This window comes from Lewinella sp. W8 (assembly GCF_004375085.3).
Lineage (GTDB): Bacteria > Bacteroidota > Bacteroidia > Chitinophagales > Saprospiraceae > Neolewinella.
The window spans coordinates 35,449-51,001 of record NZ_SNAQ03000008.1; the positions used below are offsets into that span (position 1 = coordinate 35,449).

General features: G+C 54.1%; 14 protein-coding genes. 6 read left to right on the forward strand and 8 right to left on the reverse strand.

The features are described 5' to 3' along the window. Positions 1-149: 149 nt before the first annotated feature. Positions 150-950 carry an SDR family oxidoreductase gene (locus tag E1J53_RS10520; protein WP_134270478.1) on the reverse strand — a complete coding sequence of 267 codons (801 nt, stop codon included), beginning with the start codon at positions 948-950 and terminating at the stop codon, positions 150-152. 204 nt (positions 951-1,154) lie between these two features. On the opposite strand from E1J53_RS10520, the gene E1J53_RS10525 reads away from it, so the two are divergent. Further along, positions 1,155-2,033 (forward strand): alpha/beta hydrolase, encoded by an 879-nt coding sequence (locus E1J53_RS10525; RefSeq protein WP_134270479.1) that lies wholly within the window; start codon positions 1,155-1,157, stop codon positions 2,031-2,033. Between the two features lie 14 nt (positions 2,034-2,047). On the opposite strand, the gene E1J53_RS10530 is transcribed toward E1J53_RS10525, so the two are convergent. Both E1J53_RS10530 and E1J53_RS10535 read right to left on the reverse strand, forming a co-directional pair. Further along, entirely contained in the window at positions 2,048-3,895 is a 1,848-nt protein-coding gene (locus E1J53_RS10530) for a T9SS type A sorting domain-containing protein (RefSeq protein ID WP_134270480.1), read from the reverse strand. A gap of 204 nt (positions 3,896-4,099) precedes the next feature. Next, positions 4,100-5,458, reverse strand: a complete 1,359-nt coding sequence (locus E1J53_RS10535; protein ID WP_134270481.1) for a pyridoxal-phosphate dependent enzyme — start codon at positions 5,456-5,458, stop codon at positions 4,100-4,102. Between the two features lie 317 nt (positions 5,459-5,775). On the opposite strand from E1J53_RS10535, the gene E1J53_RS10540 reads away from it, so the two are divergent. Further along, a complete protein-coding gene (locus tag E1J53_RS10540; RefSeq protein WP_134270482.1) occupies positions 5,776-6,630 on the forward strand; it encodes a bacteriorhodopsin in 855 nt (284 codons plus the stop codon). 475 nt (positions 6,631-7,105) lie between these two features. Here the strand turns inward: E1J53_RS10540 and E1J53_RS10545 are convergent, their stop codons facing one another. Further along, positions 7,106-7,597, reverse strand: coding sequence for a transposase (locus tag E1J53_RS10545; RefSeq protein WP_216650036.1), 492 nt, complete (start codon positions 7,595-7,597; stop codon positions 7,106-7,108). Positions 7,598-8,788: 1,191 nt separating this feature from the next. Then, entirely contained in the window at positions 8,789-9,001 is a 213-nt protein-coding gene (locus tag E1J53_RS10550; RefSeq protein ID WP_134270484.1) for a hypothetical protein, read from the reverse strand. 167 nt (positions 9,002-9,168) lie between these two features. On the opposite strand from E1J53_RS10550, the gene E1J53_RS10555 reads away from it, so the two are divergent. Next, positions 9,169-9,417, forward strand: coding sequence for a Rho termination factor (locus E1J53_RS10555; RefSeq protein ID WP_134270485.1), 249 nt, complete (start codon positions 9,169-9,171; stop codon positions 9,415-9,417). A 29-nt stretch (positions 9,418-9,446) separates the two neighbouring features. On the opposite strand, the gene E1J53_RS10560 is transcribed toward E1J53_RS10555, so the two are convergent. Continuing rightward, positions 9,447-11,012 (reverse strand): ThuA domain-containing protein, encoded by a 1,566-nt coding sequence (locus E1J53_RS10560; RefSeq protein ID WP_134270486.1) that lies wholly within the window; start codon positions 11,010-11,012, stop codon positions 9,447-9,449. Positions 11,013-11,234: 222 nt separating this feature from the next. Here E1J53_RS10560 and E1J53_RS10565 point away from each other — a divergent pair, with 222 nt between their 5' ends. The 3 genes from E1J53_RS10565 to E1J53_RS10575 all read left to right on the forward strand — a co-directional run bounded on the left by E1J53_RS10565 (position 11,235) and on the right by E1J53_RS10575 (position 13,438). Continuing rightward, positions 11,235-11,648 (forward strand): CBS domain-containing protein, encoded by a 414-nt coding sequence (locus tag E1J53_RS10565; RefSeq protein ID WP_134270487.1) that lies wholly within the window; start codon positions 11,235-11,237, stop codon positions 11,646-11,648. Positions 11,649-11,909: 261 nt separating this feature from the next. Continuing rightward, positions 11,910-12,617: a hypothetical protein gene (locus E1J53_RS10570; RefSeq protein ID WP_134270488.1), complete on the forward strand. Its 708-nt coding sequence runs from the start codon at positions 11,910-11,912 to the stop codon at positions 12,615-12,617. Positions 12,618-12,796: 179 nt separating this feature from the next. Further along, on the forward strand, positions 12,797-13,438 hold the full coding sequence (locus E1J53_RS10575) for a hypothetical protein (RefSeq protein WP_134270489.1): 642 nt from the start codon (positions 12,797-12,799) through the stop codon (positions 13,436-13,438). A gap of 20 nt (positions 13,439-13,458) precedes the next feature. On the opposite strand, the gene E1J53_RS10580 is transcribed toward E1J53_RS10575, so the two are convergent. Next, positions 13,459-14,295, reverse strand: a complete 837-nt coding sequence (locus tag E1J53_RS10580; protein ID WP_134270490.1) for a DUF3667 domain-containing protein — start codon at positions 14,293-14,295, stop codon at positions 13,459-13,461. A gap of 110 nt (positions 14,296-14,405) precedes the next feature. Continuing rightward, positions 14,406-15,467: a DUF3667 domain-containing protein gene (locus E1J53_RS10585; RefSeq protein ID WP_173021438.1), complete on the reverse strand. Its 1,062-nt coding sequence runs from the start codon at positions 15,465-15,467 to the stop codon at positions 14,406-14,408. Positions 15,468-15,553: the final 86 nt, after the last annotated feature.

Here is a 15,553-nt window from a genome sequence, read left to right on the forward strand (position 1 = left end):
GGACTCAGGACAACTACACAACATTGCGGGGCCTCTCTTCGCCACATCCGTCTGTCAGTGGCCCCATACCCATTACGCCCTCCAGCAGTTGCCAAAGTGGGGAACCTCCTTCCCTGCCTATGGTCCACTCCCCGCTACCCGCTACTAAACTACTCCCCCCGCATCGCCCGGATCATCCCCATCCGGTCGTTGTGCAGATGGTCCATCCCGTCTACGTAAAGGGTGGTGCCGCTAGTGTAGGCGGACAGCGGACTGGCGTAAAAACAAACCACGTTGGAGACGTCACGGATGGTCCCCAGCCTGCCCATCAGGTTATTGCCCTCGATGTTCGTCAGCATGGCCTTGATGGAATCATCGTAGGTGTCCAGGCCGGAAGAAACGATTACTCCGGGGGCCACGCAATTGATCCGGAGGTTATAGTGCGCCCATTCCTGCGCGAGTGATTTGGTCATATTTTCCACCGCCGCCCGGGCCGCGCCGGTATGGGCCATACCGGGAAAACCGCGGTGCATGTTAACCACAATATTGACCACATTGCCCGATTTTTGGGGGATAAAAAACCGCTGCGCCATGGCCTGCGTCATGAGAAAAGTACCGTTCAGGTTGACGTCAATGACCGCCTTCCAGCCCTTTTCGCTCATGTATTCTCCCAGCATGGGAAACTGCCCTCCGGCATTGTTAACCAGGATATCGAGGCGGCCGTAGGTGCCGGCAATTTTGTCCGCTACCGCAGCGATCTGTTCGCTGCTGCGGATGTCACAGGCCAGGTAATCCACGGGGCCCAGTTGCGACAGTTTGGCGGCGGCTTCCGCCAGGGGTTCTTCTTTGCGGGAACAAATAAAAAGCCTGGCACCAAGCTCCAGAAAATGTTCCGCGATGCCGTAGCCAATGCCACTGCGTCCGCCGGTTACGAGCACTACTTTATCTTTAAAAAGGTCGGGACTGTACATGATCAAATTGAATTAAGCATCTTTCCGGGGCAGTAAGGCTTACTTTGGGCGACAAGCGCAGGTGCCAAATTAACCCGTTAAGCCGGCCTCCTGAATGATGCACTGCACCCGCGCCTGGCGCCAAGATAAAATGACCTGGCCGAGCCACAAACTCTTTCCTTCAACCGCAACGATAAACCTTATATTTCTCCCCAAATCCCCACCATGAAACAACTCACCTTATCCCTGTGCCTGGCCTTCTTCGCCTGCGTACTATTTGCTCAGGAACCGATTACACTCACCTACGCCAAGCTACCGGACGGCGACCTCGAGTTGGACCTCTACCTACCCCAGAATACCGACAATGTCCCCACCCCACTGGTCGTATTCGTACACGGAGGAGGATTCTCCGGGGGAAACCGCTCGGGTGGCGCAAACCTTGGCCAGTACCTGGCCCAGAATGGCGTTGCGGTGGCCTCCATTTCCTATACGCTTTACATGAAGGGCCGCACCCAGGATTGGAGTTGCGACGGTATCCTACCCGAGAAGATCAAGGCCATCCAGATTGCCGCCAACCAGACCTGGCTGGCCACCAATTTCCTGCTCGGAAAGACCGAAACCTACCGCATTGATCCGTCCCAGATTTTCATCGCCGGCTCCAGTGCCGGCGGAGAAACCGTGCTGCACGCGGCCTTTTGGGACCGCCAACAAATGCAACTCCTGCAACATGAACTCCCGCAGGATTTCCGCTACGCCGGGGTGATTTCCGGAGCCGGAGCCATCATGGACCTCAACCTGATCACCGCAGACAATGCCCTGCCCACCATGCTCTTCCACGGCGACAGCGACCCGGTCGTGCCCTACGGCACGGCCGCCCACCACTACTGCCCACCCAACGCTTCGGGCTGGCTGATGCTGTTCGGTTCCCGCTCCATCGCCGATCACCTTTCATCTATGGAAGAAAACTACCTCATCAGCAGTTTCGTCGGCGGAGGACACGAATTCGCCGGGCACTACTTCAACCAGGAAATTGACGTCATTGACTCCTTCGTCAAACTGGTCGTCCAGGGCGCCAGCTTCAAAATGGAAATGACGGTGGACTAGAGAGGCTTCCCTGCCTATCTGGAGACTACGAAACTCACGGCCCCGGCAGCTCCCGTACTTTGACTTCTGGCCACCAGGAAGTATATCCCGGGTTGCCACGAATCACGCCCCACAATATCGCCCGGACGGTAGTCACTGCGTTGTAGCATTTGCTGACCCAGCGTGTCGTAAACTTTTAGCTCATACTGACCATCAGGGAGAAGAACGCGAAACCGGCCGTTATTTGGGTTCGCGACAACTTCTATGGCCAGCTCCTGGGTGCCAATAAAACTTTCGGTTCTCACCGTGGTGCTGCAGCCTTCCGTATTGTCCAGAATCGCCCGGTATTTGGGGGCTTCCGCGTAATCACTCTCCTCCGTGAACTGGCTCGTCAGCAGTCCCCAACTTCCGTACCGCGGGCTGGTCGGCCCGATGAAGGAGAAATTCATCAGCAGGCCCGATTCTTCCTGAGGGATCAGCGTGCGGAGGCTATCGTACCACTCCCGGTACAGGTCATACATTCCGGGCAGGGATTGTGCCTCCACCAGGGCCGGGCCGTAGGGTTGTTCACTACCGAAGGGTTCCGGGGTCAGGTGTTGCCCGCCCTCGTAGTACAGCATCGGAATGCCCATTCCTTCGGTAAGGGAAGCATGCTGTTGCCGGAGAAAATCGAAAGACCTTCCCCGGATGGCCTGCCGGGCCAGCCGGATGACGTCCTCACCACTGGCCCCCGCCCCCAGGTTTTCGAGTTCTTCGATCCCACCTTCGGGAAACCCGAAATAGGCGGCCGGGGCGAAGGCATCGAAACTTCCCGGACGCATGTTGGAGACAATGCGCTCGCTGACGTCCAGCCACGCCCCCTGAACACCAACCACCCGCACCAGACGGTCTTCCTGACCGGCAAACTCTTCGGTCCAGATGTCCAGTGCATTTTGCACGAAGGGCACAATCCGCTCGGGCCAGGGAACGGATTGATCTCCCTGCTCGTTGCAGTAATGTGTCTGGGCAAAAATCCAGTTCCAGATTTCGTTGGAGTATTCTACGTGGATGGTCAGGGAAGGATCCAGCTCGTCGCGGAAAAGCCGGGCCATTTCACGGATGTACTGCTCGTCGGCCAGGTGGGGAATGCACACCCAGGCGTCTGACGCGCGGAGGTTACAAAGCTCAATCCACCACTCGTAGGGTACCCCGGCCTGGGTGTAGGTGTAGTCATCCACCTGCGGGCGATCCGCCCACTGCGCCAATTCCGAGCCATTGGTGTAGCCCCAATCCATAAAGCGCAGGCTATTAAAGGGCGTCAATTTTTCCAGCCATTCCCCCGACCAGGGGTTCGAAACGTGGGTAGCCTCCGTTCCGGGCAACAGAAAGCGAATATTCCGTACGGGGTCGCCGGCTTCGGAGGCGTAGAGCTCTAGTCCCATAATGTCACTATCGGGTTGGACCTCCACAACCAGCCTTCCTTCGCTGCGTGCGGTTACCGTGGCGTCTCCCCACAGGTCAAGGTCCCCTTTCCCATCGTAGAGCAGAACGTACTCCCCGGCGGGTAGGGCCTCGGTGTTCGCCCATACGGTGCGCACGATTTGTGGTCCCTCCGTCCCGGCAATTCCGCTAACGGGTAAAGCCAGGGGGTAACCGTGGTCGCCGAGGGGGATCTGGTCCATCACGTCGGTATCCCACGCATTTTCTCCTCCGGGTATCCATTCGGCGTTGTGACTGATCCACTCCCGACTGAACTTCATGATGTTCGCGAAGGGCCATTCACTTCCCCAGTCGGCCGGACCGGCCAGGTTGGTGCCAATTTGTAAGCGGCAGGGATCATCGTCAGCCTGTGCCGACAAAGCCGCGGCCGATAACAGCAACCAGAGAAAGAAGATGGTGCGCATGGGAGTCAATTTTCCACGAAGCACACACATATTCAGGAAAACTCCAAATGACAAGGAGGGTTTCTTTGCTGCTTGCTAGTTGCTGGTTGCTTAGGGAGCCGTTGGGGAAAGCGGAGAGAAGAAGCCCTGGCCAACAAGGTTCCAGGGCCGCAGGAGGCACACCTCCCCGGCAATGGATGATTAAACGCCCATCTTTTACTCGTCTTAGATCGCCTGCAGCAGGTCATATTGTGCCAGCAGGTAGCGGCGACCGCTGCGGTCGATGGCAATGACGGCGGGGTTTTCCTTGTTGATGTGGCGACTCAATTCGGAGAGGGTCAAGTCTCCGTCGATGGTGGGAAAGGGATCTCGCATAATGGCGGACACGGCTTGTTCGGCGTGCTCCATGGGGTTGGCCAGCAGGTGGTTCAGGACGTCGGTTTCGGTGATGGCCCCCACGACCTCCTCGCCGTCCATGACCGGCAGCTGGCTGAAGTCGTGGTCCTTCATCATCTTCAGGGTCTGGCGAACGGTGGCGGTATGTTCGACACCACTGAAGGGGGTATTGTCCTTCATTTTGATGAGGTCCCGGACGCGCAGTTCGGCTTCCAGGAAGCCGCGATCCCGCATCCAGTCGTCGTTGTAGAGTTTACCGATGTAGCGGCTGCCGTGATCGTGGATGACGACGACCACCAGGTCATCTTCGGTGAGTTGGTCCTTCATTTGGAGGAGTCCGGCCACGGCGGACCCGGCGGAATACCCGAGCAGGAGGCCTTCTTCACGCGCCAGACGGCGCGCCATGACGGCACCGTCCTTATCGGTCACCTTTTCGAAGTGGTCGATGATGTCAAAATCGACGTTCTTCGGCAGGATATCCTCCCCGATGCCTTCGGTGATGTAGGGGTAAATTTCCTTTTCGTCAAACTCCCCGGTTTCGTGGTACTTCTTGAAGACGGAGCCGTAGGTGTCCACACCCCAGACCTTGATGTCGGGGTTTTGCTCCTTCAGGTACCGGCCCGTGCCGGAGATGGTGCCCCCGGTACCCACGCCCACGATCATGTGCGTCAGCATGCCGTCAGTTTGCTTCCAGATTTCCGGACCGGTGCTTTCGTAGTGGGCCAGTCGGTTGGACAGGTTGTCGTACTGGTTGAACCAGTAGCTGTTGGGAATTTCCTTGCTCAGGCGCTCGGCCACGGAGTAGTAGCTCCGCGGGTCATCAGGTTCTACGTTGGTGGGACAGACGATAACCTCCGCCCCGACGGCCCGGAGGATGTCGAATTTCTCCTTACTCTGCTTATCGCTGGTGGTAAAAATGCAGCGGTATCCCTTCACACAACCGGCCAGGGCGAGGCCCATGCCGGTGTTGCCGGACGTACACTCGATGATCGTCCCTCCGGGTTTGAGGCGCCCATCGGCCTCGGCATCTTCCACCATTTTGAGGGCCATGCGGTCCTTGATGGAATGCCCCGGGTTGAAGGTTTCGACCTTCATCAACACCCGGCAAGGCAGCTCGCTGGTCACTTTGTGCAGTTCCACCAGCGGGGTGTTTCCGATGGTTTCGAGGATATTATTCTTTACGTCCATTTGGTTATTGCGCTTAGAGAGCACGAAGGTAGGAAGAATGTTATTCCCCTGGATTTCCGGGGTGTAAAAATTATCCGGGAGGATTGTTTTCCGGCAACGGTCTCCTGCTCCGTCAGGCTCATCGGGATTACTGAATTAAGTGGGGCAACGAGGTGCGGGTGCCAGCGTAGTCCGAAGTAGCCAAGCCAGTGGGTATTGCTCCTCAGAAATTACCCTGGCACCTGCGGTGATCGCTCAATAACATTACAATTTCATGAACCGGATGTCCCCGGTAGAATTATGCATTTAGAAATGCATTAGTAAACCAAGAATTCATTATGACCCCACAACTAGGCAACGCCAACTTTGAAAACTACATTGGCGCCACCGACGGCTATTCCGAAATGGCCTATCAGATGGTGGCCCACCTGCTCACCCTCGGCTATGCAGTAATGTTTGCCGCGCTGATCTACTTCATCCTTACCCTCCGGTACGTAGCGCCCCGTTTTCGGATGTCCAACATCCTTTCGGTCGTCGTGATGGTATCGGCCGGTCTGCTGCTCTATTCCCAGAGCGAAAACTGGAAAAGCTCCTTCGTCTACGACGCCGACGCCGGTGTCTATCTGTTGAATGCCGGTGGCGACCTGTTCAATAACGGTTACCGCTACCTGAACTGGCTCATCGACGTCCCCATGCTGCTCTTTCAGATGCTCTTCGTAATTACCCTGACCAAAAGCAGTTTCAGCAGCGTCCGTAACCAGTTCTGGTTCTCCGGCGTAGGTATGATCGTAACCGGCTACATCGGCCAGTATTACGAAGTCTCCAACCTCACGGCCTTCTTCGTGTGGGGCGCCATCTCTACGGTCTTCTTCTTTCACGTCCTCTACCTGATGAACAAAATCATCAAGGAAGGGAAAGAAGGGCTGGAGGAGAGCGGTAAAAAGGTACTGTCCACCATCTGGATCATCTTTCTGATCAGTTGGTTTCTCTACCCCGGCGCCTACCTGATGCCCTACCTCGGTGGACTGGGAGAAGACGGCCTGCTCTTCAACGAAAGCGGCGTGGTGGGTCGTCAGATGACCTACACGGCCGCCGACATCATTTCCAAGGTGATCTACGGCGTCCTGCTCGGTGTGCTGGCGCAAAAGATCAGTACCAAGGAAGGCTATGACTACACGAAGCAGCTGGGGTAAATTCCCCCGTATAAGACTTTTTTGAGGCAGCGCCACCGGAGAATTCGGTGGCGCTGTTGTTTTTACGGTCGTTATGTGCTCGGACTGGAAGTCCTCGACCGGTGCCTCCCGGTCGAGGAGCTCCGCTCCGAGAGCATATCGGGTGCGGTTTTTATCCCCGCTTCGGCTCGGACTGGAAGTCCTCGACCGGTGCCTCCCGGTCGAGGAGCTCCGCGCCGAGAGCATATCGGGTGCGGTTTTTATCCCCGCTTCGGCTCGGACTGGAAGTCCTCGACCGATTACCCGTCCGTTCGAAAAGCTCCGCTCCGAGAACATATCGGGTGGGTTTTTCATCCCCACTTAGGCTCGGACTGGAAGTCCTCGACCGATTACCCGTCCGTTCGAAAAGCTCCGCTTCGAGAACATATTGGGTGGGGGCTTTCATCCCCACTTCGGACTCGGACTGGAAGTCCTCGACCGGTGGTGCTGGCCAAAATCATTGGTCGGTAGAAAACAGTTCTCGATAGTCTGCGTGGACGAAAATACCCGGCCATTCTCTCCAACTGTTGACTAATCCAGCTTTCCAGGGATTATTCAGGATATACCATATCACCCTATTCAGCTTTTGCGGACGAACTTCTCGATCAAAATAATTCGCGGCCCAGAAGGGCTTTCCGGTACGCCCTAAAAATTGATTAGCCACCTGCGCCGTATAACTTTTGTGCCGTTGCATTACTTTTCCCAGGTCTACTTGATCCTTACTGGCGGGAACATCCAATAAGACATGTACATGGTTACCCATTACACAGCAGACCAGTAACTCCACTGAACCTTCTCTAGCCAAAAAGTTCCAGGAATCTAGTACTACCCTTCGAATTGTTGGCTGCTGTAAATACAGGGGACCCTTGTGCGTAGAATTTAATAATTGGTCCAATTGACGTCCTAATTCCTGATAAATATTTCTCAGGATTTTATTTCTTTTCAACATACCATGATTTACATCATAGCCAAGCAAGTTTCGCTCTAGTTTCTGTATCTCCCGATGTCGCTTTTCACGTAATGCGACCAGCTTATCCTTTGGTATACTCCCCGCTAACCTATAGACTACATGGCAGGGACTGCGAGTGATGGGGCGATGAGATATATTGACAAACATTATTACATAATTCCACAAAAAAACAAACAAATAAAATAAAATTTTCGTAACCCACACAAACAATTAAATTTCGATAACCCCCATAAATGAATCACCACCCGCAGCTGACGGTGTCAGGCCTTATTCCCAACAAAGGTTTATCGCTCGCTATTGCCCGAATGAGATTAATCGTCACCAATCATTTAGAATAAGACTAGAGCAATTCGGACCACCCTGGTTTGGCTCCCTAGAATTTGCATGACCATCTCTGTTTAACTCACGCTGTTGTGGCTCAAAATTCGTGATGACTCCTGTTTGCTTGAACTCGGTTTATATGCACTCGGACTGGAAGTCCTCGACCGCTGTCTCACCCGGGCGAGAAGCTCCACTTCGAGAGCATATTGGGTGGGGGCTTTCATCCCCGCTTCGGCTCAGACTGAAAGTCCTCGACCGGAGGAGCTGAAAAGGATTTATATCCCTGTTAACCCCTCGGGCTGGAAGTCCTCGATCTGTGGAGGACTGACTCGGTAAATTATTCCACCCAGTATCCATCTATCCAGTGAGAGACGTAGTGTTCTTCTGTAATCGGGTTCACCGTATGCAACTCCAGGTTTACTTCGTGGTAGCCAGGGACAGAAGCTTTAGGGTGAAAGAGTGCTTGGCCGTCTTTCGAAAGAGAAAAAAAAACAGCGCCACCGGGCGCTGCAGAGTATTCGTTAATCTCAAGGTCGTAATCACTAAAAAAACGCTCGGAGGAAAGGCCAGACCGAGCTAATCTTAGGGTGTTCTCCGGGATTCCAGGCGAGGAGCTGCTCAGATCTCTTGTTCATTACAATCGCCGTGCGAAGCGGATTTCTGGCCCAAAGCAGTTTAAAAATGCTCCATCGGTCGGGAATTACTGATCGAAGGGCACCCAAAGCATCCTTCAGCGCCCGCTCATCGGAGCAATTAACCGTGACTAAGCGGCCATCACCCACTAAATGAATACGACCTCCACCCGGGGTATCCAGGAGGAGGTCACCATTAATTTCTGGAGCCGATCGATTAGGCATTCTCGGTGCCATTTTCGTCGTCGGAAGTACGGACCCGTAGGGTGCCGTTCATTTTCCATTTCGCGGATTTTGCATCCTCGTCGGTGCTGGCGGGGACCCACACCTGGAAGTTATCAAAATCGTAGGTAATCTCGGCGCCCCGGCCGGTAAGCTTATCGTACAGGCCGATGGCCAGTTCGGGCCAGGAATTGGTATTCTGTGCCATAATAGTTTTTGGTTTACTAATGCGTTAAAATTCACTGGTGTAACCGCGAATTTTGCAATTGTGTTCAGTTAATCGCAAAAACAGGCGAACGGGCACCACCACTTTCTACGGGACAATACGGACAAACATCCCGCCCTGCTTCCGGGTTCCAGGTCAAAAACTTCAGCATGTCAAAAGACCATGGCCCCAGCATCAAAAATGACGACCAATACGAAGCCCTGCGTGATCAGGGAATGAGTAAAGAGAAAGCGGCCCGCATTGCCAATAGCCCCGACGCCAGTAAGCAAGGGGGCAAAGCCGCACCATACGAAGAGCGGACCAAAGAGGAGCTTTACGAATTAGCCCAGGACCTCGACATTTCCGGAAGGTCTTTGATGGATAAAGAAGAACTTATCAAGGCACTGAGGGATGAATAAATTATCGCCCTTTCTGGAGCGCAGGAAAATTAGTCCTTGATTTCGTATTGTACACGAAGCATATCCATGATACGCCCGAGCTCCACGTCAGACAGTGGCCTTTCATATATCAGTATGCGGGCAATTTCGCCGTCGAAGGATTCTGCCCCCGGATGGTTGGTCGCATCGCGCTCGGTACCGATGGCTAGTCGGGAGGGATTCGCCCGCGGGTTGACGGGCACTCGCCCACTGGCAACCGGATTCGCCGCATTCACGAATAAATCAATGGCTACCGTTCCCGGTCCGCTCCCCATGCGACCAGCCAGAACGTAGAATTTTCCGGCTTCCAATTGGGGGCCGGTCACTTTTGGATTATTGTCGTCAAACCGCCCGAAGGTGATCCCGTTTCGGGAACCACACCACACCGTCAGGTCATCTTCCAGACAACCCCATATCCCTGCATAATTTCCGCCGTTCCGTAAATTTCCGAGGAAGGAGTTTACGTCCCGAAGTCGGGATTGGCCTAAGGCCGTCATTCCTTCCGGGTCAGCGGTGGGATAGGGTTTAAGGACCACCAGCCAGGTGTATCCACTTCCCCGCATCAGGTGATCCAGCGCGTCTTCCTGCTCATTAATGAGTTCATCTTCCGCGAAGGAAACGGCACTTCCCGTACTGGTTTTCACCAACCTAGGTCGCCCCGAGCCCGGGTTGCTAAGCCTTACGCCGTAATCATTGGGGAGAAACGACTGAACGGGAGACCCTGCCACCTGATTCTTCCAAGCCACTACCCTGCCCCGCTGATTAGTTTGACCCCCCTGGCGGGCATCGAGATCGACCATCAGTCCGTTGTTGACCGGAAGACGATGCCCGGCGGCGTAGCCCGCCGCCCAACGAATACCTCCCGTAATCATGTGCTGAAAATCAGCCCGTCGATATACTTCGGGACGATGCCCCAGTGCCGTGAAAAATGCCCGCCCCCCGTCGTAGTGATGATACCAGGTAACGGGATGATCTTTCCCCATGCGAAACTTTTCCGGAGCGGAAAAAGTCCGCTCGTCCAGACTCATCAATACATTCACCCGGTCCCGGGGACTTTGCTCAAAAAAGTACCATTCGTCCGTAAAATCCATACTGTCGGGCAATGCGGCCGTTGCCGGATGCCCATGGTGCTCTACGCCAACGGTGGCCTCCTGGAGCTCCGGGTGGCCGCCAAAGGTCGCTCCGACTAATCCACGATACCAACGGAGAAAATCCGGTGCCTCCCGTCGAATAGCCCCCGCGCAATGAATACCCACCCATCCACCGCCGCCCCTGACGTAACGCTGAAGGGCCATCGCGGAGGCGGCATCAAAAATTGGCCCTTCACTTCCACAGTTATTGTTGAAGATCACGACGTCAATATCCGCCAGAAACTCATCGGTAATCCGGGCGGATTCCCGGAGGTGTAAGATCTCCCATCCGTGTAAGCGCCCCAGTCCGCTCATCATTTCCTTCGCAGCCTGCTGTGATTCATGCCGGTACCCCGTGTCTCCCTGAAAGTTGAGGATGCGGAGGGACTGGGCGGAAAGGGAGAGGCTGAGGAGGAGGCTAAGGAAAGTTAGGCGGAAGTGGTTCATGGATTGATGCCGTGGATATGGAAATATAGACGTTAGGGGAGTTAGTGGATACCTACTGTTCCTTTTTGCGACGGAGCGCAGGTGCAAAGTCTTCCACCCAAATCACCTCCCCCAATGACATACATCATCCTTGCCGCTTGCGAGCCCGGGTAACTTTGGCATGCAGTTAGGGCACCGGAAAATGGGAGTGTTCTGACGCCTCGTTAAATAAAAAGAACCACCATGAAAAAGCGCACGCCCGTTTCCAAAATTATGTCCACCGATCTGATGTCCGTCAACGTGACCCAGAGTCTGCGTCAGGTCGATGAAATGATTCGGGGAGAACACATCCGCCACGTACCCGTAGTGTCCGGCAAGCGAATCATCGGCATGCTCAGCAAGACCGATCTGCAGAAAATCAGCTTCGTAAATACCGTTGACGGCGACGGACTGACGATGGCCATGTACGATAACCTGACCATCGATCAGGTCATGACCACCGACGTGGTCACCGTAGACAAAAACGATACGATCCTGGACGTGGCGGTCATCCTCTCCAAGAATGAATTCCACGCTCTCCCCGTTACGGAAAACGGGGAGTTGGTCGGGATTGTGACCACCACGGACCTGATCAAATACCTTATTGATCAGTACTAAGTTCTTAGTCACAAACACCGATCTCCTACCGGAGCACTTCCCGTAGTCAGATAAATCCAAATTGCCCCTCCTTTGCTTCGGCAAGGGAGGGCTTTTTTGTAACGAACGGTATGAAATAAAGGAATATCAAATACATAAACTCTTGACAGGAGTCTGAAAACAGGAATTTAATTATTCGTTCAAATAATTAAATTTAATATCTAACTATTCGCAACCAACTGATAAAAAGGGAGTTTAGCACCCGTACCAAAAACCTTCACCATGAGAAGTGCATTAAAACTACCCTTATTTTTCACCATGCTTGTTTTCGCACTCATCCTTGCCGGATGTGAAAAAGACAGCATCGCACCAAACCAGGAATCCGCCCCGGCGCCCATGCTGAGCCTGAAGGAGGCCGTACAGGTTAATCCCGACGGCAGCTACAAGTTCACCCTCACCGGCGCCCAGATTGCCTACATTGTCGACCAGGAGCTTGGCCCCGACAGTCCGGAAGCCTTCGAGGACAAACACGAGGCCTTCCGTAGCCTGCTGGCCGTGGACGTCAACCAGAAGTCGGCCAGTTCCTCCAGTACCATCACCTACAGCCTCGGAGCTGAGGTGGTCACCCAACTCAGCTTCACCGATCCACCGAACGACTGGATCTACGACTTTGAGGGCATCGGTGGCCTGGAGCCCTTCGTGGACGTAGCCCACTTCGAAGCACGGCAGTCCCGTATTTTCGGCACCTTTGCCATCATGCGCGCCTACGCAGACGCCTACACCAGCGCCGGTCAGGGAATCTTCAACCGGGCAGATTCTTCGGCCGATATTACTTCCTGCACCAACACCCGACGCAATCCCCGCCGCGTAGTGGGAGAGGCCGAAATCAGCCTCGACATTAACGCGGTAGTGGACGGATTTGCCGTCGTTGAATGCCGCAGCGGACTGGTGGAAGCAGAACCCGTTCCGCTGGAACCCAGCATTGAGTAATTGAATCCTACCGGTGTTCTCACCGTAATGTAGAAACACCCGCCCGGTACCGACCACGGTACCGGGCATTTTTGTTTACCTGATCACCCCGAAAGGGTCACCCACCTTCACCGTTGACTTTTTAATGTTAAAGCCGCTCCTTCTTGCACCATTATGCCCCTGAATATCATTCATTTATCATGCACCTACTTGGCCTCACTTCCCGCTACGCTCTGCTTGGGCTCCTACTCACTGTTCTGACGGCGTTGGTTCTTTCCGGACCACCCAGTCCACAGCCTCAGACTTCCGTCAAATTCCGTGAACCCTTCCCAGCTGCCTCGGCCGATTTTCTCCCGCCGGACATCGACTTTAAGGCATTCGAGGAATCCCTCAATATATCCTCCGAAGAATTCTACTTCGAACCCGCCTTTGGGAATACACCCGATCTGAACAACAGCTGTTTCGACGTCTCATACGCTCCTGAACTACTTCAGGGCATGTCCGCCAACAAACCCTTGTTTACCGGTCAAACCGTCGAAGCCCAGGAGTTGATGTTCAAGGATATTGAATCCTATCTCCTGAAGCAACTTCACGAAGAAATCATCCGGGGTACGGAGGAGTGTATGGAAGGTTCGATCATCATCAGCCTCCAAATCGACGAAGAGGGTGCCATGGGCCCCACCATGTTGGCCCATAACCTCACCGGCGGGACCGATTATGCGGGCCTGGCCATTATGGCCTATTTCTCCGAACTCCGACTTGAAGGCCATCAGTGGGAGAATACAACTGGAGAGCCGATGGAAGTAAGGCTCCCGCTGAGGTTTAAGTTAGTATCAAAGTAGAATTCTCGGACCTTAAGCCATTATTCAAATAGCTCCTTCTTAATCTCATCGGCATCCCCCGCCTTCGCGTGGCGGTACCCTGAATAGATACCGATAACCAATTGAAGGCTCAACCCAAGGACGAAGGTAACGGAGAGGTAGGCCAGCAAGACTCTCCAAATCCGTCCCCCAACGGTATAATTACCCGGTGCACTAAACTGCCAGAAGAGGACAAACCCCATGATCATTACGAAAACCGTGAAGACACCATAGACCGACGAATACGTCTCAAACGGTACGGGAATCATGCCAAATAGAAGCAAGGCAAACCCGAACATAGTATTCATCGCCAGCATAAAGGTGATGGCCACGGAATGTTCCATGAGGTTGTACTTCATCCGCCGGAAAACCAGCCGATTGATGTAGGCTGCCAGGGGAACGATCACCAAAAAAATAAATTTCTGACTGGCCAACATCTTCTCAATGTCTTCCAAACTGAGCCAGTCCCTGGCCGTGGGAAACTGTTGCTCCAGTTGGGAGGCGAAGGTCTCATACAGCATCTGGGAAGGCGTATTCGTCGCCACGGAATACAGTACCGCTTCGACGGCCAGCATGATCAGTAGGAACCCGACAAAGTTGAAGTACCGCCGCCGTTTGCCCGCCAGGTAGTCATTAATCATGTGCCCCGGACGGTGAGCCAGATCCCACATGGTGTGCAATATCCCCCGGTCCAGGTTGAGGTAGTCCGATAGGTACTCAGCGGAAAAAACGCGGCGAAAGTTGAGCCGATCCGTACTCGCGCGTTGCGCGCAGTTCGGGCAGAATTTTCCCGAAAACACCGTTTCACAATTCAGGCAGGTAATGGGTTCTTGCGCCATCTAAACAGGGTTGTGCTGGTGGCTAATGTACTTCATTTGCCAGACACCATCGTCACGTAGCACCCTTCGGCTCCGCCTCCCGGAGGCCATATCTGTCCCCGAAAATTTGCCTAGTACAAAATGAGTGAGAATACCATGGCAACCGCAGTGGAAATGGTCAGAATGAAGTTGTACCCGAAAAACATCAGGAATGCCTTGATGAGCGTTTTCCCCCAACCCTGGCGGTAGACCCTCTTCTGAGCGACAATGAAATAAACGATGGTTACCGGAATGGACGCCCACAATACGGCCGGAGAATCAAACCAGTAAAATACCAGCGCGGCGAGGGCCTGAAACAGAAACAGGAAGCTGTGCACGTGCAAGGAGAAAACCATGTGCTCCACGTAGGTGCGCTTACGTCGAACGTAAAAGAGTTTAAGCATCAGGGCCGTAAGTGGAATGAGGATCAGGATTCCCCAGATCATTTGTCCCATCAGGTTGGCCACTCCCCGACCACCCGCCCGGTTGATGGCGGCATTCTGGCTGATCTGGTACCTATTGAGCCAACCCTTTACCCCGTATTTTTCCGGAATTTGCTCCGGTGACATGGTATTGTAATCCGCCACGTCAATGTAGATGGTGCGGTCCTGAATCCGCTGCAGATCATGGAGGTCCAGATAGGCCAGACTCATCGAATCCCTGGAGGCAGACAGATGCCGCGTCCGAATGGTATCCAACAATGCCCGGGCGTCCGGATCGGGGAATTCCTCCGCCAGGGTGTCCAGTTCGGCCCGTAACTCAAACTCAAAAAGACGGTGATAGGCATTCGACCGACGGGACTCCACACTCGCGTCAAAACTTTCGCCAACCCGATCAACCGCAAAGATGGAGTAGGCACCAAGCATCAGCACCGTGGATACGAAAAACAAACGTAGTGGCTGAAAAAAGGGGCGCTGCACCCCCGCCAGGTATTTAATGGTTAACTGACCGGGAATGGGCAAATCCCGTAAGGTTCGGAAGAGCCGGTTGTCCAGGTTAAAAACCGTCTCAAATAACTCGCTGAATAAGCCCCACAGGGTCGGCGGACCCGTATACTTTTTCTGGCCGCATCCGGGGCAATATTTGTCTCCGTCCTTCAGGGGGCGGGCGCAGTTCTTACAGGAATCTTCTGGCGGAAGGGATGATTCGGTCAAGGTGGGGCAATCTTGATGCAGAAGCAAATTACTTCTACTGACGACCCATCTCCAAAATTTTCGACAAAAAGCCTTGATTGTCCGCA